General features: G+C 56.2%; 11 protein-coding genes. 2 read left to right on the top strand and 9 right to left on the bottom strand.

Annotated features, from left to right (window positions below):
* Positions 1-21 precede the first annotated feature (21 nt).
* From mobF to ACO6S1_RS09280, 5 genes are all read right to left on the bottom strand, one after another.
* Positions 22-2,949: a MobF family relaxase gene (gene mobF / locus ACO6S1_RS09300; RefSeq protein WP_422346013.1), complete on the bottom strand. Its 2,928-nt coding sequence runs from the start codon at positions 2,947-2,949 to the stop codon at positions 22-24.
* A gap of 43 nt (positions 2,950-2,992) precedes the next feature.
* Positions 2,993-5,266 (bottom strand): type IV secretion system DNA-binding domain-containing protein, encoded by a 2,274-nt coding sequence (locus tag ACO6S1_RS09295; protein WP_422346012.1) that lies wholly within the window; start codon positions 5,264-5,266, stop codon positions 2,993-2,995.
* A complete protein-coding gene (locus ACO6S1_RS09290; protein ID WP_422346011.1) occupies positions 5,256-5,588 on the bottom strand; it encodes a hypothetical protein in 333 nt (110 codons plus the stop codon). The genes ACO6S1_RS09295 and ACO6S1_RS09290 overlap by 11 nt, the downstream gene beginning before the upstream one ends.
* 572 nt (positions 5,589-6,160) lie before the next feature.
* On the bottom strand, positions 6,161-6,382 hold the full coding sequence (locus ACO6S1_RS09285; RefSeq protein WP_390584802.1) for a hypothetical protein: 222 nt from the start codon (positions 6,380-6,382) through the stop codon (positions 6,161-6,163).
* A 304-nt stretch (positions 6,383-6,686) separates the two neighbouring features.
* Positions 6,687-7,088 (bottom strand): single-stranded DNA-binding protein, encoded by a 402-nt coding sequence (locus ACO6S1_RS09280; protein WP_390584805.1) that lies wholly within the window; start codon positions 7,086-7,088, stop codon positions 6,687-6,689.
* 403 nt (positions 7,089-7,491) lie between these two features.
* Here ACO6S1_RS09280 and ACO6S1_RS09275 point away from each other — a divergent pair.
* Positions 7,492-8,264, top strand: a protein-coding gene (locus tag ACO6S1_RS09275; protein WP_156170621.1) for an IS5 family transposase whose coding sequence is annotated in 2 segments (ribosomal slippage) — positions 7,492-7,810 and positions 7,810-8,264 — 774 coding nt in all. Because the reading frame shifts where the segments join, the coding sequence is not laid out codon by codon here.
* Here ACO6S1_RS09275 and ACO6S1_RS09270 read toward each other — a convergent pair.
* Positions 8,232-10,898: a PAS domain S-box protein gene (locus tag ACO6S1_RS09270; protein ID WP_422346010.1), complete on the bottom strand. Its 2,667-nt coding sequence runs from the start codon at positions 10,896-10,898 to the stop codon at positions 8,232-8,234. The genes ACO6S1_RS09275 and ACO6S1_RS09270 overlap by 33 nt on opposite strands.
* 89 nt (positions 10,899-10,987) lie before the next feature.
* Between ACO6S1_RS09270 and ACO6S1_RS09265 the strand changes: the two genes are divergently transcribed.
* The gene (locus ACO6S1_RS09265) at positions 10,988-11,335 is read left to right on the top strand and encodes an Hpt domain-containing protein (protein ID WP_390588783.1); all 348 of its coding nucleotides are present in this window, start codon (positions 10,988-10,990) and stop codon (positions 11,333-11,335) included.
* On the opposite strand, the gene ACO6S1_RS09260 is transcribed toward ACO6S1_RS09265, so the two are convergent.
* The 3 genes from ACO6S1_RS09260 to ACO6S1_RS09250 all read right to left on the bottom strand — a co-directional run bounded on the left by ACO6S1_RS09260 (position 11,332) and on the right by ACO6S1_RS09250 (position 21,205).
* On the bottom strand, positions 11,332-11,949 hold the full coding sequence (locus ACO6S1_RS09260; RefSeq protein WP_390588786.1) for a response regulator transcription factor: 618 nt from the start codon (positions 11,947-11,949) through the stop codon (positions 11,332-11,334). The genes ACO6S1_RS09265 and ACO6S1_RS09260 overlap by 4 nt on opposite strands.
* A gap of 389 nt (positions 11,950-12,338) precedes the next feature.
* Complete coding sequence (locus ACO6S1_RS09255) at positions 12,339-15,836, bottom strand: hypothetical protein (RefSeq protein ID WP_390588789.1); 3,498 nt, start codon at positions 15,834-15,836, stop codon at positions 12,339-12,341.
* Entirely contained in the window at positions 15,836-21,205 is a 5,370-nt protein-coding gene (locus tag ACO6S1_RS09250) for an SdrD B-like domain-containing protein (protein WP_422346009.1), read from the bottom strand. The genes ACO6S1_RS09255 and ACO6S1_RS09250 overlap by 1 nt, the downstream gene beginning before the upstream one ends.
* Position 21,206 lies beyond the last annotated feature (1 nt).

Genomic DNA, 21,206 nt, shown 5'->3' with positions numbered 1-21,206 from the left:
AGAATGTAACTCTCAACTAATCTAGATTCCCATGTCCAATGGCTTGCTATGCTCTTTCTCAAGTTCTCGTTGATCCTGTTGCGGTTCTTTGAGCGCAGTTTCATTTCCTTTTGCAAGACCCGCCGCCGCGGCGTTACCAAGACGCCGGGTCACTTCGAGCGCCGATGTTTTTGCGCCGTCATTTTTCTCCACTGCCGCTTCCAGTTTCTCGCGGTTGTCAACGATGAGCGTTAAACCATCCCGCAATCTGGTAATCGTCACCAGAAATGTCTGTTTGTTGGAAAGATTGCGTTCACGGCTATCCATGACCGCAATCCCGCGATCAGAAGTAAGCCCTTGGGCCATATGGGCATTGAGCGCATAAGCCAGATCAATGCGTTTTAGCATAGGATCTTTATGGGGCAGACGATGCTCGATTCCCGAAGATGTTCGCAAGTGAACATGATCATTATCTATTGCCGTAATATTTGCCTGATCCGCATTGAACAGCCCGCGTTTATGATCGCTGTCCGTCCAGCGAATTTTATCACCTGCATAAATATCGAGCTGTTTCTTTTCGTATAAAGCGATCTGATCCTCAGCGGCATTGGCACGAAGTTTGCCAACCTGGAAGCTCCGCTCCCTGCCCTTGCGATCTTTTAACACAAGCTGCTTTGCGCGCTCATCGACCGAAATCACATCATATTGCCCCTTGCCAAGACGCTGACTTCTATCCGGTGCTTTCAGTTCAATCATCATGCCCGGCGCATAGCTGTGAATATAACGCAGTTCCTCGCGGGTGCTGTTAACGCGGGAGAATGTTTCAAGATTCAGCCCGCGTTTTCCCAGTTCATTGTTCTGCTTAAGCCCGGTCTGGACCGCTTCATTGACATCTGTGCGCAGCGCCCGTCCCGAAGCATATATGGCGGTCGATTGACGTTCCAGCGGAGAAAGAGCAAGCCAGCGTTCGGCAGCAATTAGGGCGCTGCCCTCTTTGGTTTCGATAATATGGTCCTTCAAATAGGACATGGCCTCGCCGATATTTCCGGCCTGGGCTGAATATTGCGCGCGGCGTAATATTTTATCACGCGCGCGCAAATTGGTGATCATTTTTGCGGTATCAATGCCCGAGGCTTGCACAAGCGCGAAGGGCTTGCCGGCATCGACAGCACCCAGCTGCTTCTTGTCCCCGATCATCACCAGACGGTCGACCTCGAGCAGATTGGCGAGCCGGACCAGCTTTTCTTTTTCGACATTGGAGACCATCGAGGCCTCGTCGAGAACCAGCACATGGTTTTTCATGGCAGCTTTGGCTTCCGTGAGAGCCTTTTTATCAGTTCTCTCCTGGAGCAGGTTTTTGTGACTTCCAATGAAGCGCGCCAAGGTCATCGACGCAATCCCGGTATCGCGTTCGAGCATCTGGACGAGCGTATTCTGGACGGCGAGACCCAGAACCGTTTTTCCATTCTCGCCAAGAAGCTGTGAAACGGGTTTAAGAAGGCTGCTCTTGCCTGCACCGGCAATGCCCTGCACCGCGATAATCCGGTTGGACGATGATAATATCATCTGGCCTGCGGATTCTTGGCCTTTGTTAAGTGTCATCCCAAAATTGAGACCCGCGACCGCCTGCAACTGCTCGCCAGCCAATTCTGATGACAAAAGCGGCTCCGCCTTGCCCCTGCCCGCTTCTACCTGTCCAATTATGCGCTGCTCGATCTGCAAAGCATCGCGCGTGGTGACAAAATCACGGTCGCTTCCCTTGCCCCGAACGAGCTCACCTTCCCTGACAAGTGCCCTCACGCGGCGTTCGACATGGGCAATGGATGTGGGGAGACCAAAATCTAAAGCAGTCTTATAAGCATCAGATACCCCAAATGCTGCTTCGCGCTGGCTCAGATGGCGAATAGCCGAAGCGGTTGCCTGCGCTGCGGCTATCTCTTCGCGGGGTTTGTTCAGGATATGCGCTGGCACCAAAGGATCAGCGGAGGGCTTTGGCCCAAACCCCTGAATTTTTTCGGCAAATGCGCGCAGGAAGATCATCCCTTTTTGTGCCAGTGATAGATTGGGGTTTTGATCAATCTCCAGACCTGCTGCGTGGATATTGGCTTTGTCGATCAATCCGCCAAGATCGAGCTCCATCGCCTTTGCTGCTTCCTGCCAAGTCGCGGACAAAGCATCCCTGTCCTTGATAGTTTCTTTGGGCGCGCGGGTTGCTAGAGCGGCAATCTTGCCAGCTTCCAGTCCTGGCCCCCTGCGAGCATCAAGCACCTCCTGTCGGCGCGAAGAGAAGGCCATAACCGCTTCGCGCGATATGCCTACTGCTTCAAAGTTACCGTGTTTGCCTTGATGGGCGGGCTGATATCCCAGTTTTTCAACTTCAAGACGAAAGCGCGCCATGGTCATGCTGTTCAGAAGCGTGTTGTTCGACCATAGTTTGTCATTATGAAGCGCCCGCCATTTTGCGTCCGGGCCTTGGGTGACATTGGCGACAACCGCATGAAAATGAACATTGGGTTCCTGATTGCGATTGGTGTCATGCTGAAACAGTCCAATCGCCAGATTGCCCGTTCCAATGGCCTTAATTTTACCACTTGAAAAAACCCGCGTTTCGGCGACATTCTTCTCGGCCCATTGCAGCGTTTCGGTGACTGCTGTCCGGTACGCATCGATAATCCGCTTATCGCCGCCAACGAGAGCTATCAGCGACCAGCTTTTGGGCAGCGAAAAAGTAAGATCGGTTCCGGCGCGGTGATATTGTTTGTCGCTGCCAACACGCTCACCATTTGGCAATTCACCGCGCAGCAGAGCTTCAAAGGCCGGCGCGTCCACTTGGCCCTTTAAACCGAGACGCTCCGCTCCTTCTCCAATCCACTGACCGGACCGGTCGGCATCGGCTTTGGTATAATAATTATCCGCCGCAAAATAAGTTGCAGCGCCGCCCGCAGAGCGAACATTGGAAGCGGAGAGCATAGTCCATTCCTATCATTAGGGCGCGCCCTCCACCGCGCAGGTTTCACATGTCATATTCGCCGATATCGCGGTCCGGCTCATCGCGCACCGCGCCTTCACGCAGGTCGCGGCCAGCATCACGCGGCGAACCACTAAGCGACCGGGTCTTGTTTGCTGGATCGCTTGGATCAGGCAGATCAGGGTGCTGCAGTTTGTCATCTTTGGGAGACGGAGTTGGCGCCTGCTCTTCCTTGCCGTGAGATTTATCTGGACCATCGGTAGCGGGATCCGCTGTGCCATCCTTGAGTATTTTATCTCGAGGCTCATCAGGCAACTGGTCGTCTGTGATTTCTTCTGGTTCCCGAAAGACAAACTCCTTCTGATCGGCCGCAGATTGTTTGACGCCTTCTTCATTGTCATCAGCGTCCGCTGCTGGTTCTACCTCCCCGCCGTGGCTATTTTTATCTGCCCTGTCAGGCTTCGCAGGCGGCGGAGGTTCTTTACTGGGTACACTGGATTGACCCGTTTCATCTGGATCATCAAATGCCCGCGCAATAAATCCTTCTGCCACGCTGGGCCAGGATTGCGGGACAAGTTTAACCGGCGCAGCGGGAAAGCCATCGGGGAATTTGATATAGCCGTTGAGGCGCGGCAAGTTCATAAACTGATCGGGTAGCAGCAATGGCTCGACCTGCCTTCTGGGGGTTAGACTGACCGCATCACGGGCATTGTTATAACCGTAACTATAGCCTTCTTCCATGTCGCGAATTTGCCGGTGACCGATAAAGTCAGAACACCAAGTTGCCGTTTCCCGGTCAGCGGTTGCGAGGATCAATTTGGTGCGCGCAAGCGAGGACAATGTCATCGCCATATTCTCGCCGTACACCTCCTTGAGTTTAGCAAATGCATGAATGCCGGTCACGATAGCACCGCCAAAATTGCGGGCCGTCTGCAAACCTTTTTCCAGCGCGGGCAAACGGTGCAATGCGCCCAGCTCGTCGATCATGAACCACACGCGCAAATCGGATGTCCGGCTCATTGACATGAGGGTGTTCATCGCGGTGTCCATCCACAAGGTCAGCAGCTTGGAACAGATACTCATGTCCACATAGCGCGCGGATATAAATATGATCCCGCCGCGCGCGGATTCATCTTTTATCCAGTCGCGGATTGAAAACTGCGGGCCATGTTTGGGCAGCAGCATTAGGGCCTCGGCGTTTGCATTAAACACAGCCCGGATCGAAGTTGCCATGCGGGCCGCTTTGGGCGCGGTGAGTTGCTCCGCTACTGTGCCTTTCAAAAGCTTGTGCACATCTGTCAGGTCAGCAGTAATGAGCTTCTCGGCCAGCGCCTCGTTGGTGGGCGTTCCGGCTTTCATCAGTTGCATGCAGGATTGTACAAACAGCGAGCGCGCACCGATAATCCAGAACTGATCATCACCCCCACCATCTTGCGGCACTATCGCTTCAGCAGCGCTGTGAAATTCGGCAATAGTGCTGCAATCGTTGAACACGCTCCACTGCGGACAGCGGGCATCAAGCGGGTTTAATATAACATCGCGCGAGGCGTCATAAAAATGTTCGATAAAGGCGCCGGTTAGATCAAATATGACGGCGCGTTGTCCCTTCCTGCGGGCCTCATCTATCATCTCCAGCAAGGCTACGGTCTTACCGGTTCCGGTGGTCCCGATCAGCATCGCGTGGCTCTGTTCCAGCCGCCAAGGATAACGAACGCCTGCAAGCGCAGAGGGCTGGTAATATCCCGCTGCTGCAAGGTTTTCTTGCCCCGCTAAACGCCAGCGCCAGCCCAGTTCTGTTTTCATTTCTCGCCCTTGTTCAGACGCATTATGCCGCATGATTTCCGCTTGAAGCTCGGGCAAAGTAGCTAGCTGCGCGCCGCGTTCATGCTTGCTTTCTTTCGACCGCCCCCCAAAATATTCTGCGACCCAGTAGAACAGGATAAAGGCAGGCAGGAACAACAATGCGGAGATCGCCAAAGCTGTGCGGAACGCTGTCCATAATGCCTCCATTGCGCGCACGACCGGAGGGAAGTTCTGAACTGCTGAAATAGCCATTTCAATGCTCGCACCACCGGCGAGATCAAGATTAACCGGCTTGGTAGGATCAAACTCCATGAACCCGTAAAACGAGGCATAGAGGTTCATACCGGCAAGGTAGCGCTGATGGTCGGAAAGACCAGATGTCACCATCCAATACGAAACACCGACCAAGAGAACAGCCGCAATTATTAGAGGGGCTTTAAGTCCGCTAGCAAACATGAATCCAAAGTGCCCGAGAAGCTGGCTACCACGCGTGAAGTTTACAATATTACGCTTCATCACGGCCTACGTTCAAAGAGGCAGGAGCAAGCCCTAATCGCTGCAAACGCCGGGCATAAGCATCATGAGTTTTTTGTCGCAGCGAACTGTCCGGATGGGCGGTTAAAATGGCATCAAGCGCTACGGATGAAAATACGATCTCGCGGGCTTTGTCGAGGTCTTTTAGGGTGTCATTACGACCCTCATCCTGCGCAATATACGCCGCCATGACAAGATCGCGAATGAAGACGCTGACACATTCGCCGTGGTCGTCCGCTTCCGATCTGACCCACTGTGCAAGCGGATAAGAAAGATAGGTTTGTATGCAAATATGGTTGGTCATACTCAGGTTCCTTGACGTTCAAGAACCTGGTTCACCCTTCGAAAAGCCCAATAAGAATAAATCGTGAACAAGTTTAAGTCAATCAGATATATTTCGTTATTTATCAACACCCTATGGAGATTTGATTGGTCTAAGACTTGCCAAAAACCCACCAAGTCTTAGAGGATTTGTCTGTTACATCGGGTGGTTTTGGAGCTTAACCAGTTGATATAGAACAATATACCCAAGGCAGCGAGCTGCGTACGGTGTGCACGAAGTTGTTCCCCATATATACATGGTTTGATCCACCACCACCCCGACCGTTCAATGAAAGCAAAGGCACTGGTTTCACGCGGATTTCCTAGCCCAAACCGGGCTTGAAGGGAAGAGGTGCGAATGCAAGTTTGTTCTCACTGGAGGTCAGTTTGGTAACAAATAGCCATTTCGGAAAGCCAAACTGCTCATAACTTTCGTCGTCCAATCCTGCCCCGAACAGAGTACTGTCCTGCGGAACTCTACGGGCATTGATCGTATCTTTGCGAACAAGGAAAAGGGGGCAGGAACCGTTCCCGTTCCCTGCCCTGATCCCACAGTCAGAACTCGCCCGACTTTGCCCCATGGACCGTATGAACGACACGGGCTGCCAGGTGCGCCGGAAGTGCATTGTAGTCGCCCTCGTCCATCGCGACATATCCGAGCTCCCGGTCCTCAACGATGTGCTGATCGAAGAAGCTGTGCTGCGCCCGGCGCTCTGCCACAACCAGTGCGGTAAAGTAGCGATCCGAGTTCGAATTGTGCTGAGCAAGTAAAACCATTGTATCCTCCTGATGCCTACCGTTGACGGCAGGAGCAGGACGGATGGGCTTACGGCTGGCGGGTCAGGGATCGCCCGCATGGGCGACCGTGAAGCGGCGGTAGGGGTAACGATTTTGTCGGATCGCAGCGCTGCGAAGGGAAGGCAAAATGGTAGGACCCTACCGTCCTTGACGCGCTGGTTAGACGCCCATCAAAATGGGAATACCGTGAGCCAGCCCCCCGTCGAATAGTTTGGATAACACAAGAAGGGGCGCTGTCCGGTCTGGACAGCGCCCCTCTGATGGGGATCGGTGATGCTCGGCGTCAGTCGATCTCGGGAGCATCCTTGTTGTCGTCGTTCTCGTCGCTCGAGCCATTGCCGCGGGAGAGGAAGTCGACCTTGTCGGCGAGGATCTCGGTGCCGTAGCGGGTGACCCCGTCCTTGTCCTCCCACTGGGTGTAGTGGATGCGGCCCTGGACGGAAACCAGCTGGCCCTTGGTGCAGTACTGCCCGACGGTCTTGGCGAGGCCGTTGAAGCAGGTCACCCGGTGGAACTCGCTTTCCTTGGCAGTGTAGCCGTTCTCATCCTTGTAGGTCTTGCCGTCCTTGTCCCGCGCGGGGCGATCGGTGACGACGGTGATGCCGGTAACGTTGGTGCCGCCCTTGGTCTCGCGGGTTTCCGGATCGCGGGCGATGCGGCCGGTGAGAATTGCAATATTGGTCATGGTGATATTCCTTCAGTTCCTCAAACCGGAGACCATCTCCGGCTTGCGAACAGCTGAAAGAAGCAGGGCATGGGAGGACTGCACCGCAGGAGCGAAGCTCCAAGGGGAACCTGTTCATGACGGGTGGTGCGGGCAGGCGCGCGAAGCGCGACAACACGGCCGTCAAAGGAACGGGTTGCGGCTCCTCAGCTGACCTGGTTCAGGACTGTTCGCGACAAAACCCGGATGGGTATCGGGTGCGGGTCTGAAGGCTCGCGTGACCTTGCGTTAATCAGCATTCGGTAGACCGGTTTGCAGAGCACTTAGTTGCCAGTCCTATGCCCAATGCCTTAGGCCGTAAACTCATAAACTGACTTGCGCGGCGCGGGCGCGGTTGATTCAAGGCTTCGGGAAGGAGCTTTGGATGACGCGTCGTAGATTTGAACTGACCGATGATGAGTGGCTGGTGATCGAGCCGTTGTTGCCGAACAAGCCTCGCGGGGTTCCGCGTGTGGATGACCGGCGGGTCATCGACGGGATATTGTGGCGCTTTCGCACGGGCAGTCCTTGGGCTGATATTCCCGAGCGCTATGGCCCACATACCACCTGCTACAACCGTTTCGTGCGCTGGCGCAAAGCCGGTGTGTGGGACCGCCTTCTCGAAGCGGTGAGCCAAGCCTTCGACGGCGAGTTGGTCATGATCGACAGTTCTTCCATCCGGGTCCACCAGCACGGTGCGACCCTAAAAAGGGGGACCCAAATCGCTGCATGGGACGTTCCCGGGGCGGTTTGACAACCAAGATCCATGCCCTGGTTGATGGTCGCGGCCTGCCGATCCAACTGCATCTGTCCGAAGGCCAGGCGAGCGATTGCCGTGAGGCCGAGAGGCTGCTGGCCGCCGTGCCGAACGCCACCACCTTTCTCGCCGATAAGGCTTATGACAGCGATGCCATTCGCAGTCAGATCACCGCGCAGGGTGGCTTCGCCAACATCCCAGTCAAGCGCAATCGTCGCAAAGGCTTCGCGTTCAGCAGCTTCCTGTATCGCTACCGTAATCTGGTCGAGCGTTTCTTCGGGAAACTCAAAAACGCCAGAGGCTTGGCCACCAGATACGACAAACGAAGCGATAACTTCCTCGCTGCCATCAAGCTCTTCTGCACACGCCTATGGATCGCCGCTAATGAGTCTACGCCCTAGTTCCCGCACCAGCTCATCAAGGCGCAATGGCTTGGCAAGGTGTGACTGCATTCCCGCTTGAAGATATGCCGTAACATCTTCTGAGAACGCGTTTGCAGTAAGCGCAACGATCGGCAGCGCCTGTTCTCCAAAGCCCTCTGCTCGCAGTTCTTGCGCGCACTCAACACCGTTCATAACCGGCATCTCAATATCCATGAGAACGAGCTTGAACGGTCGCCCGGTTCGATCAGCCTTGGTAACGGCACTCACTGCTGCCGCACCATCGCTAACCAGTTCGAATTCAACCCCGATCTTTCTAAGCATGGCCGACACCATCGCCTGATTTACCGGGTGATCCTCTGCGACAAGAACCTTGCCATCGAAATCAAATGAATGCGCATCCGTTTCATCTGACACGGGATCACCGGCGGGTGCATCTGCAATTTTGAGCGGAACGCGCAATGTAAAAGTCGATCCCTTCCCCCTTTCGCTTTCGACAGCAAGTGATCCCTTCATCATTTCGGCGAGCGATCTAGAGATCGCCAGCCCTAGTCCTGTGCCGCCAAACTTTTGATGCGTGATGTCGCTTTCCTGAGCGAAGCTATCGAAAATGATCTCGGTGCGGTGCGGCGATATCCCGCAACCACTGTCCTCGACCGTGATCACAAGCTCGGCGTCTTGCTCCTTTGCTGTAAGTCGCACAAAACCGGAATCAGTGAATTTTACCGCATTGCTGAGCAGATTGCTCAGGATCTGTCTCAATCGCATCCGGTCGGACATGATCCAGCGGGGCACCGCGTCGCTAACCTGGACTTCCAGATCGAGCTCTTTTTGAATAGCGGTGGGGCGAACGAGTTTGGCAGTGCTGTTTAGGATATGCGGTAGATCAACGGGCTGCTCGGTGATGGAGAGCTGTCCTGCCTCGATCTTTGAAAAATCGAGCACATCGCCGAGTAGGTGCATCATGGATTTGCCCGAGTCACGGATCAGCTCGACATGCTCGCGCTGCTCATCATTGAGGTCGCTGACAGCCAAAAGATCGGCGTAACCCAGGACACCGTTCATGGGCGTGCGTATCTCGTGGCTCATATTCGCGAGAAAGGAAGACTTGCTCGAAGCGGAGCGCTCGGCGGCCTCGCGTGCCTCGCGTAGGTTGCTTTCAAGCTTCTTTTGAGCGGTTACATCCCTGAGACTGACAATGACCTCAGAAGGGTGTCCTTGGGCATCCTTGATAACTGCCCCTTGCGCATCCATCCAATGATAGTCGTGCGGAGAGAGCGGGGCCTGCGCTCGAAATGTAACCTCCGATCGCTCCTTGGTCCCCGAAGCCAACGAAAAGAAAGATTCGATAAATATCGGAAGATCGTCGGGGTGGCACTTCTCGATCATGGAAGCGCCGACAATGCCCTCAGTCTTGGCCCCGAGCATCTCCTCGGCAGCCGGCGAGGCGTAGATACAGCGTCCCTCAAGGTCGAGACGGAAGATTGGGTCGCGCGAATTTGCTGCAAGCATCGCAAGCTGATGCTCTTTCTGGCGAAGTTGCTCGGACATCTCCTCATTGCGCGTGACGTCGACGACGATCCCGATGTAGCCGTGTATTCGTTCGCCCACCGCAGTCTCAGCAGTCGCGACCACCTCAACGTGGCGAATACCACCGTCGGAATGCACGAAACGGAAGCGGCCTTGACCTTCCGAGAGCTCGATAACGGAGCGCCACGCCTCAATAACTTTCGACCTGTCGTCACGGTGGACAGCGTTCACCCATCCCTCGCCCATGGCCTCGGTCGGTCCGATGCCCGCAATTTCGCACCACTTATCATTCGCAAAAAATAGATTGCCCTTGGCATCAGCCCTAAAGATGCCGACCGAGGAAAGCGAGGCGAAAGCGGAAAACCGTTTCTCGCTCCGATCATAGTCGCGCAAGGCCTTGGCCTGTTCGGTCACATCGAACATTACCCCTACAAAACCAAGCAGTTTTCCGTCTGGCGAAAACTCAGCCTGGTTGAGTGTCTGGAACTCGATGACTTCTCCGTCGCTCGTGCGAAAACGATTAGTGCGAATTCGGGAGCTGTTTTCGGGGGAAAAACCGATCCAGGGAGGATCATCTTTGTAGACCTGAGCGTCGACCACAAAACGCTGCCAGCCAGTTCCCAACAATTCGTCTTGTGAGTAACCCAGCTTCTGCGCCCACTGTTGGTTCACATATGAGATGTTGCCCTGAGGATCTGCCTGATAGATCGCTACGGGTGCGGCTTCTGCAAGCCGCCGAAACTTGCGCTCTCCGGAACTTTCTCCCGAGATATTGACTGCTTCGCGCATCAAACGGCCGGTGGCGATAACTAATGCCTCGGCGCCAGACCCAAAGCTCGCTCGTGCGCAATTGAGAAGAACGGTTTGCTGCGAGTTATCGCCCAGCAAGACGATCGCTTCCGCCGAAACGGGCCGAACGCTCTCAGTTTCGCACTGCTCAACGATATCCCTAGGCCGAATGTCGTCGATCAGTTGAAATGCCTCAGAGAACGGAAGATCCCCGCCATCAGGAAGCGAGGTAACACACTCACGGAACGCCTTGTTGACTTCCAGAATTCGACCGGATCTATCGAAGATGAACGTCATATCGGGAAGTTCGTCGATTGAGGAGTGCAACAAGCTCATATGATCGCCTATACCTTCGTCTAATTGCATAGTGAAACCAGCGAGTTTAGACGTTTTCACAAGTTACTGCGATTTCGACGGAGCTTGATGTGACAGCGGAGGAACTTTTCGACCGAGAGGCAGTTATAGCGAGCGCCGATGCGATCGGTCGCGACGCACTCGAAGGTGTCCTCAATGTCCTTGCGGAAACCTGTTTGGAGGAATGTGAGCAGGTCCGCGCTCATCTTGAAACAGGCAACCACAATGAGGTGCGTCGATTGGCGCATGGCATAGCTGGTGCCGCAGGCAATTGCTCTGCGACAAAGCTACAGAAGCTAGCCCGCCAAGTGGAGCAATCCGAAAACCCCAATGCAAAACAGATCGATGCTCTGCGATCAGCTGCTGAGGAAAGCTCAGCCTGGGTTCGCAGCGATCTGGCCCGATTACTCAACGGCTAAGAGAACTTTGCGCCCGATTGCTGCAAGGCAAGAATTGCCTGGGATCGGTTGGTAACGCCCAGAGTTTTGTAGATTGCAGAAAGATGCGACTTTACTGTGGCTTCTGACAGGCCAAGTTCGTGCGCTATTATCTTGTTCGAGCTTCCTCGAGCGAGCTCAACCGTCACTTTGGTCTGAGCTGGCGAAAGCTGCTCCAACCCGCTGTTAGCTGGTCCATTGACTTGATCGAAGCCCGAAAAGTAACTTCCCCCGCGCAAAACAACGTCAATGGCGGACTTCATTTCAGCAATTGAAGCGCTTTTACTCAAAAACCCTTTAGCGCCCAGCCCTGCTACTTGTTGAGGGATCGGAGAGGCGTCGTTTCCACTTACCACCAAAATCGGCAACTTGGGATGGGTCGAGCGCACCAAGGAGACATTCGATAGCCCTTGATAGTCCGCTAGTGCCAGATCGAGAATAAGAGCTGCGAAATCTCGGCGACGCAGCTCAGACTGTACATCCGAAAGCTTCTCAACAGTGGTAACCCTAAACTCGCCACCAAGAGAGAGTGTTGCCTCCCGCAGCGCCATCAAGCAGATCGGGTGATCGTCCGCTATAAGCACGTCGCGTATCATGATTGCACCATCTTCCCGTTCGTTAGCTGGGCGCTATTACCAAAAGCACTTACAATGTGCACCTGATTATACGAATTTTTACGTCTTTGCTCCCGATGATCCCAAAAATTCAGGTTGGCCAACCATTAGCTTTGCGTGCCGTCCTCGCTGCCTGGCGCGCCATCAAATCGAGCTTCACAAGATGCTTGCTTGAATAGCGATCGCTTGCGGAATGGCAGCCCCAGCACCCGAGACTTTCTATCCATCGCTTGCACTTCAAAAATGCTGGCGTGCTAATTCCCGTGGAGTTTGATTGCGATCCACCGCTAGCTTGAATTGCCCGGAGTAGAGAAGTCTTGCATCACTAGCGGGAAGCGATCATCGGGTCCTGTCGCTTCCCGCTAGTGACCTCAGAACTTGCCAAGGAAGTTTAAGAACGGCCCATGGCTTGTGTAGCTTTGATCAGTAAGATCGTCCGAGAAGTCAGAGAGCGAATAGCCGACGCCGACCTTTACGTTGTTGTTAAGGTGGCGATAGACAGCACCTAGCGCACCAACGCGCAAGTCGTCAGCAGCCGTGACCCACAGAGCACGCCCTTCGAGTAGAACGTCCCACTCCTTCACAACGTTGTAATCGGCGCGCAGGACAGCAAGATGAGCGGTTGAACTGACAAATTCCTCGCTTTCACGCCCCAACGAGACCTTACCCGTTCGGTATCCGTATCTGCCCCCTAGGGTAAGCTTACGTGATACGTCGTAGTTCACATCAACGAGCCCGATATGACTGACCTGTTTGGGACTTTGCGTCTGGCCCGAGCCAGTGATTTGTCCAACGGGACCGAGATCTTCAAAGTAATTGAACCGCACGAGAGCATTGAGCTTCTCGTTATCCACCGGTCGATAAGCAAAGCCAGCAACGACCTCGGTAAACTCAGCAGCCGAAATCGAGGCGCTACTGTTGTCGGCATCCGCCAAGTTGAATCGACCGATAAAACGCCAATCCGGATTAACCGCGATGCTGACATCGTTTCGCAACAACCACACGATTTGATCAAGCCCGACAGGACTGGTCTCGCGTCGCAGCTCTAAAGAACTGCCCAGACGGATGTCTTCTTCGGTGTAGCCAACGCCAAATGTCGCCGCAGTCCGACGGAACAGGCCCGTTGTTGCGTCATCAATCCGGCCGGTCTCGAAGCTGCCTGTGATCGCAAGATTCTCGATCGGTTCATACGTCAGCCCAAAGCTGCGCGTCAGCGACGGTGCAACTCCGCCTACACCGATACGGTTCTCACCGTAGACTGAAAGTGCGTCAGAGAAACGCTGCCTTGCGCCAGCAACAAGCGTACCGCGGTTGGAGCGCGTGAAAACATTCTGACTGTCGAGCCCCGTGTCAGTGCGATCGGCAAACAGGCTGTAGCCAACATAGGCTTCCGAACCTTCACTTAGCCGGTGGTTGAGCTGGATGTCTGCACCTGCTCCGCCATCGCCTTCAGAGATTTCGCCTGCGATCGACATACGCTGGGTGATCTGCGCTTTTAAGCCAACACCGGCGCGGTTATTCCGCTGGCGGGTTGCATCGCGATCGAGCGTCATCTGGCCAAAGGCATAGGTCGACCAGTTGTCGCCTCCTGGCGCATAACCAAGCTCCAGAGCAAGATCTGTACGACTACCATCTTGAATGCTGTTGAATAGAAGACCCGGCGTGCGTTCTTCATGGCGCAAGCCCAGTTTGGTCGTGATTGAACCGGTGCCAGATGCGAAAGCGTTTTCAATATCAATCGTACCTGTGTCGCTCGATCCGGTATTGCCGGAAGAAAGCGATTCATAGCCTGCGGCGATTTGGCCGTTTGCTAAGGGCATCGCAGCAGAGACGCCCCAGCGCTCCGTCTCTGCCGGCGTCAAACGCCCCGCAGATGAGAAGCCTTGGTCTTGATGCTCAAAATAGCCACCAAGCACCACTCCGTCGCCTGCCTTTCCGGTGAGCTCGTTGACGTTGATCGCAACTTCGCTGCGCCAAGCTCTAGCTTCCACACCAGCAACGCCAGGCGTTACGATATCAGTGAAAGATAGACCGCCATCAACCGAGTTTGACTGGCCAAATCCGGGACCCTCGCTCTGCGCGATTTCGGCTTTAAAGTATGTGCCCGCAGTTGCCCGCACCAAAACGTCGGCTCCGAGCAGGGTTTGCGATGCATCTTCGACTGTGTCGCGCTGCGCGGTCACGCCAAAGCGAACGATGTCATTGAGCCAGCCCGATGCGCGACCGCCCAGCGTATAGCCGTCAAGGCTACCTACCGTCGGCGTAAATTCGTAGCGAACCACAAGGACGGGAACATTGCCAGTCGAGCTGCCCTCTCGCACAACGCCGCTGCCTGCGACAGTCGAAGCCAGCGGAGTGAGCAACGTGATCCGACCCTGGAACGGATCGAAGTCGTAATCCTGCTGCGCATAGAGATCGCGCGACTCGATCACGATACCGGTCTCGCGGTCGCGCACCTCGATGCGAACACGCTCGGAGCCAACCGACACGTCTTGACGTTGCAGGAAGTAGAGCGAACCACCTGTGCCGCGGAATTCTTCACGAGCAGGAACCGTGCCCGGGTCAGACGCGAAGCCAGTGATTTGGAAGGCCCGTTCGCCGAACTCAGTCGTTTCAGAACTGTTTAGATCGATCAGCGCACCAAACAGGCCGCGATCAAGCTGCGCCAATTCAGCACCATTGATATTGGTCGTAAAGTTACCCAAAACGAGCTGGTTCTCGTCCTTCTGCACACGCAGGTAGAAACTCCCTTGCGTCGGGGCATCTTCGACGAGCGTCGAGTCATCACCATAGGTCGGGTAAAATTGTTCACTGTTCAGTCGGCGCAACAACTGGCGTGGGTCTTTGCGATCGAGATTGCTGAAGATGTCTTCTAACAATTCTTCGCCGGTATCGAGCGAAGATGTGATGCGCCAATCATCACCTACCACGCCTTTGGCGTAAAACGCGCCGCGCCCAATTGCGTAGCTTCCATCAGCAAGCGTATCACCCGAAACCTCGCGCGACGGACCACTGCCGAAGCTTTGGCCTAATGTGATGTCACCTTGACCGACGATAAACCAATCGTCGCGTTCGATCGCAAAGCTCTGTGTTGCTTCCTTGACTGTTTCACCGTCGCGAATGACGGACACAACCAGTTCGCCATCCTCGCGCGAGACGATTTGTTGTGCAGCAAAGTCACCATCATTTGCTACTGGTACTGCCTGCCCGCCCACGAACACGGTTTCCGCAATCGGATCAGCGCGGCCGGTCACGGTTGCCATGACGCCTTCAAGCGCAATGTTACGCCGCTCAGCTTCGTCTACCAGACCGAACTCTGGCCGGGTCGGCGCCTTCTCGGCACCGATTTGCTCAGGCACACGCTCATTGAGCAGCGTCAACTCATGCGCCGAGCTTTCATCGAACTTTCCGTCCTTACCGTACACGCGATAGACGAAGTACAGCGCATCCGGGCTGGCATCGTCAGCTTGCCAGACGGCAGCTCCGAACTCGTTGACCTCAACTGAAGCCAGTGGCTCGCTGTCCGGCGATACGCCGGCAACGAAGATGCGAATTTCGGCCCGCTCCACAAACGAGGGATAGTTGTTGTAGGCCTGGAAGCGCGCTTCCTCACCGCGAACGACGGTACGTACACTGTCCACCAAGCCAACACTCATTACAGGCGAGACGATCAGAGTATCCGCGCGGAAACGGATTTGGTACGTATCCTCACCAAAGTGATTGGTTTCAGCCTGGGCAGTGACGCCCTCTTCCGATCCCGAAGCGGCTTCTTGCGCAGCCACGGTTGCTGGAATTGCACTGACCGCGAGAGCGATAACCGCTGTGCTTGCGAAGAGGTTGCCCTGAAGGGGATTGAGTGATTTAGTCATTATTCTTCTCCCCCCTGATTGCCATCTCGTGTTGTTGCATCGTCCTGTCGTGGGGGTGCGACCCCGAAATTGAGCTCGCCCATCTTGCCTCGTGTGAGACGGATCGAGCGCGGATTGTCAGTTGTAGGCTGCCAGCCAAGTGGCAAAGTGCGGGTGTCAAGCTTCAGCACGTAGTTCGAGCCGATCCGCGCATCAGGCACGGCAGCACAAGCAATGTGGTAACGTCCGAACTCATCAGTCGTGATCAGTTGGCCGTTCACAGCTGCCAAGCGAACAGCCGGTACGCCCGGTTCACCCTCGTCTTGGTACCCGTTGTAGTTGGCGTCTTCGTAAACTTTGCCGATTAGTTCCGAACAATCGAATACACTGCTTGGAACAATCCGAACTGCTGCCTGACCCCGATTTGAGATTGCGGTTCCCGAAGGGCCGTCAAGACCAAAGCCGGTGTTGACTTTTGTACCTTCCGTTACACCAGCACCCACTGTGAGCACCAAGTTATAGGTCACCGTTGTATTGGCCGGGATACTTTGATTGCGCCATTCCAACTGGCGCCCAGAGTTTGCCGTTTCAGGTTCGGTCGGTGTTCCGTTCACGAACGCTGATCCCAATACGTATTTGAAACCCGACGGCAGAAGATCGACCACCGTCACGCCGGCACGCGAAACATCTTCAGCATTGCGGACAGTAATCTCGTAAGGAACAAGATCGCCCGTACTGACATTACGCTTGGTGCTGGTTTTCGTGACGATTAGCGGATCGCGCGACAAGAATGGATCAACTGGGATATGGTTGTTGATCACATCCGGATCGCCGGTCTCCAGCTCGAACGTCAGGAAGTACGTCGGACTAGCTTCGGTCGGCGCAGTTGGATCTGGCGACACGCGTACAGGGCTGGCCTGTCCGGTAGGATCAAGCGGTCCAGGCTGAGGTGGTAGGACGGTTGATGCAAAGCTGAACCCAGACGGTGGAGTGATGGAGATCGTATACTCTGTCTCGCCCGTAGGGCATTGAGGCGCAGCACCGGGCACCAGATCAAAGCGATACTCGCCAGTCGAGCCTGTTGTCTGACTTGCCTGTGAAGGATCAAGGAAGCAGATTGGCGGTAACGCCATGCCATTTGGTCCAAGCAGAGTGGCCGTTGCGCCATCAACCGGAGTCCGGTCGACGCTGTCATAAATGACGCCTGACGGATCGATCGGGAGATTCTGATCGACCACGACCGTGTTCGATCCAAGATCGAGATCTTCGATCAGCCCATAGACTACATTGTTTTCAGGGTTGCGGAACCGGATCGAGTAGTCCGGTCCACTGAGCAAATCCTGGAACGAGTATTCACCCTCAGCATCGGTGACTGTCGTCGCGACAACATTGCCATCACGCAATATCTCAACGATCCATCCCGCTCGACGCTCATCGCTTGAATCAAGCGCACCATCACCATTAACGTCGAGGAATACCGTGCCTTCAACAGAGCTAAGGGGTGGCTCAACAACAATTGTTACACTGCTGGTTGCGCAGTTGGTCGGGTTGAGCGTCTCGCAGATCTCGTACTCAATTGCGTAGGTGCCTGGTGGCACGTCTGCACTCACAGAGACAGTTCCCGTCGCAGGATCGAGTACGATACCCGGATCACCTGGCCCTGAGATAATCGACAATGTCACATCATTGGGATTCACCGGCTCACCGTTGAGCGTGTCGTTATCAAGGACATTGACAGCGTTCGGGTTTCCAATACCGCCTGCGACGGGGTTAGGAGTATCCGCACCAGCAGCGATTTCCGGTGGCTCGACGACGATTTCCACCGTGCTCGTCGCACAGTTAGTGGGATTCAAAGTCTCACAAATTTCATAGGTGATCGTGTATGTGCCAGCAGGGGTTCCTGGAGGAACGTCAACCAGCCCGGTTGCAGGATCCATAGTCGGAACAGGCGCGCCAGGCGTAACTGGTGTCGCCGGAGACGTGATTGTGGCCGTGACATCAGCAGGATCAACAGGCGCACCATTGATGGTGTCGTTGTCGAACGCGTTGATGATACCGCTCGCACCATCTGCTCCATTGACGGCAGGCGGCGTGTCTGGACCCACAACGATCGGGGCCGCATCGACCGTGATCGTCACATCGTTCTGAGCGCAGTTGGTCGGGTTGAGTGTCTCACAGATCTCATAAGTGATCGTGTACGTGCCAGCAGGCGTGCCAGCAGGCACATCGACCAGACCCGTCGCCGGGTTCAGCGTCGGCACCGGATCACCAGGATTGGCCGGGGTCGCCGGGGTCACCACCGAGATGTCAACATCAGCCAGCGTCGCAGGCGCACCATTGAGCGTGTCGCCATCGAGCACATCAGCAACGCCGTTCGCGCCGCTCGCGCCGTTCACACCGCTCGCGCTGTCAGGATCAGCCACGATCGGCGCAGCATCCACCGTCACCGTGATCGTCGCCGTCTGGCAGTTCGATGGGTTCAGCGCCTCGCAGATCTCATAATCGAAGCTGTACGTGCCAGCAGGCGTACCAGCAGCAACATCAACATTGCCGCTCGCCGTGTCGAACGTCAGACCAGCTGGAACGCTCGATCCCGCCGCCACTGCCAGCGTCGCATTCGACGGGCTCGCCGCTACGCCGTTGATCGTATCAGCAGTGAACGCATTCACCACCGCCGTCGCGCCAGACGCACCGTTCACACCGCTCGCACTGTCATCAGTCGCAACGATCGGGGCCGCATCGACCGTGATCGTCACATCGTTCTGAGCGCAGTTGGTCGGGTTGAGTGTCTCACAGATCTCATAAGTGATCGTGTACGTGCCAGCAGGCGTGCCAGCAGGCACATCGACCAGACCCGTCGCCGGGTTCAGCGTCGGCACCGGATCACCAGGATTGGCCGGGGTCGCCGGGGTCACCACCGAGATGTCAACATCAGCCAGCGTCGCAGGCGCACCATTGAGCGTGTCGCCATCGAGCACATCAGCAACGCCGTTCGCGCCGCTCGCGCCGTTCACACCGCTCGCGCTGTCAGGATCAGCCACGATCGGCGCAGCATCCACCGTCACCGTGATCGTCGCCGTCTGGCAGTTCGATGGGTTCAGCGCCTCGCAGATCTCATAATCGAAGCTGTACGTGCCAGCAGGCGTACCAGCAGCAACATCAACATTGCCGCTCGCCGTGTCGAACGTCAGACCAGCTGGAACGCTCGATCCCGCCGCCACTGCCAGCGTCGCATTCGACGGGCTCGCCGCTACGCCGTTGATCGTATCAGCAGTGAACGCATTCACCACCGCCGTCGCGCCAGACGCACCGTTCACACCGCTCGCACTGTCATCAGTCGCAACGATCGGGGCCGCATCGACCGTGATCGTCACATCGTTCTGAGCGCAGTTGGTCGGGTTGAGTGTCTCACAGATCTCATAAGTGATCGTGTACGTGCCAGCAGGCGTGCCAGCAGGCACATCGACCAGACCCGTCGCCGGGTTCAGCGTCGGCACCGGATCACCAGGATTGGCCGGGGTCGCCGGGGTCACCACCGAGATGTCAACATCAGCCAGCGTCGCAGGCGCACCATTGAGCGTGTCGCCATCGAGCACATCAGCAACGCCGTTCGCGCCGCTCGCGCCGTTCACACCGCTCGCGCTGTCAGGATCAGCCACGATCGGCGCAGCATCCACCGTCACCGTGATCGTCGCCGTCTGGCAGTTCGATGGGTTCAGCGCCTCGCAGATCTCATAATCGAAGCTGTACGTGCCAGCAGGCGTACCAGCAGCAACATCAACATTGCCGCTCGCCGTGTCGAACGTCAGACCAGCTGGAACGCTCGATCCCGCCGCCACTGCCAGCGTCGCATTCGACGGGCTCGCCGCTACGCCGTTGATCGTATCAGCAGTGAACGCATTCACCACCGCCGTCGCGCCAGACGCACCGTTCACACCGCTCGCACTGTCATCAGTCGCAACGATCGGGGCCGCATCGACCGTGATCGTCACATCGTTCTGAGCGCAGTTGGTCGGGTTGAGTGTCTCACAGATCTCATAAGTGATCGTGTACGTGCCAGCAGGCGTGCCAGCAGGCACATCGACCAGACCCGTCGCCGGGTTCAGCGTCGGCACCGGATCACCAGGATTGGCCGGGGTCGCCGGGGTCACCACCGAGATGTCAACATCAGCCAGCGTCGCAGGCGCACCATTGAGCGTGTCGCCATCGAGCACATCAGCAACGCCGTTCGCGCCGCTCGCGCCGTTCACACCGCTCGCGCTGTCAGGATCAGCCACGATCGGCGCAGCATCCACCGTCACCGTGATCGTCGCCGTCTGGCAGTTCGATGGGTTCAGCGCCTCGCAGATCTCATAATCGAAGCTGTACGTGCCAGCAGGCGTACCAGCAGCAACATCAACATTGCCGCTCGCCGTGTCGAACGTCAGACCAGCTGGAACGCTCGATCCCGCCGCCACTGCCAGCGTCGCATTCGACGGGCTCGCCGCTACGCCGTTGATCGTATCAGCAGTGAACGCATTCACCACCGCCGTCGCGCCAGACGCACCGTTCACACCGCTCGCACTGTCATCAGTCGCAACGATCGGGGCCGCATCGACCGTGATCGTCACATCGTTCTGAGCGCAGTTGGTCGGGTTGAGTGTCTCACAGATCTCATAAGTGATCGTGTACGTGCCAGCAGGCGTGCCAGCAGGCACATCGACCAGACCCGTCGCCGGGTTCAGCGTCGGCACCGGATCACCAGGATTGGCCGGGGTCGCCGGGGTCACCACCGAGATGTCAACATCAGCCAGCGTCGCAGGCGCACCATTGAGCGTGTCGCCATCGAGCACATCAGCAACGCCGTTCGCGCCGCTCGCGCCGTTCACACCGCTCGCGCTGTCAGGATCAGCCACGATCGGCGCAGCATCCACCGTCACCGTGATCGTCGCCGTCTGGCAGTTCGATGGGTTCAGCGCCTCGCAGATCTCATAATCGAAGCTGTACGTGCCAGCAGGCGTACCAGCAGCAACATCAACATTGCCGCTCGCCGTGTCGAACGTCAGACCAGCTGGAACGCTCGATCCCGCCGCCACTGCCAGCGTCGCATTCGACGGGCTCGCCGCTACGCCGTTGATCGTATCAGCAGTGAACGCATTCACCACCGCCGTCGCGCCAGACGCACCGTTCACACCGCTCGCACTGTCATCAGTCGCAACGACAACAGCGAAGATAGTATCACTATCCGTCGCACTGTTGTTGCCGGAAGTGGAATCATTAGCTCCAGCTGGGACAGCCACCGTGGCGGTATTCACCGCATCCTGTGCCAAAGCGGCAGAGGGCAGGCTGATCGCGACAGCTCCGGTCGTGGTCAAGAGAAGGCGTTTATAGTGAATTGCAGAATGTTTCATG

This window comes from Parasphingorhabdus sp., from assembly GCF_965233695.1.
In the GTDB taxonomy this organism is placed as follows: domain Bacteria; phylum Pseudomonadota; class Alphaproteobacteria; order Sphingomonadales; family Sphingomonadaceae; genus Parasphingorhabdus.
Note: the sequence above shows the minus strand (reverse complement) of the source record. Positions and strands in the feature narration are given on the sequence as shown.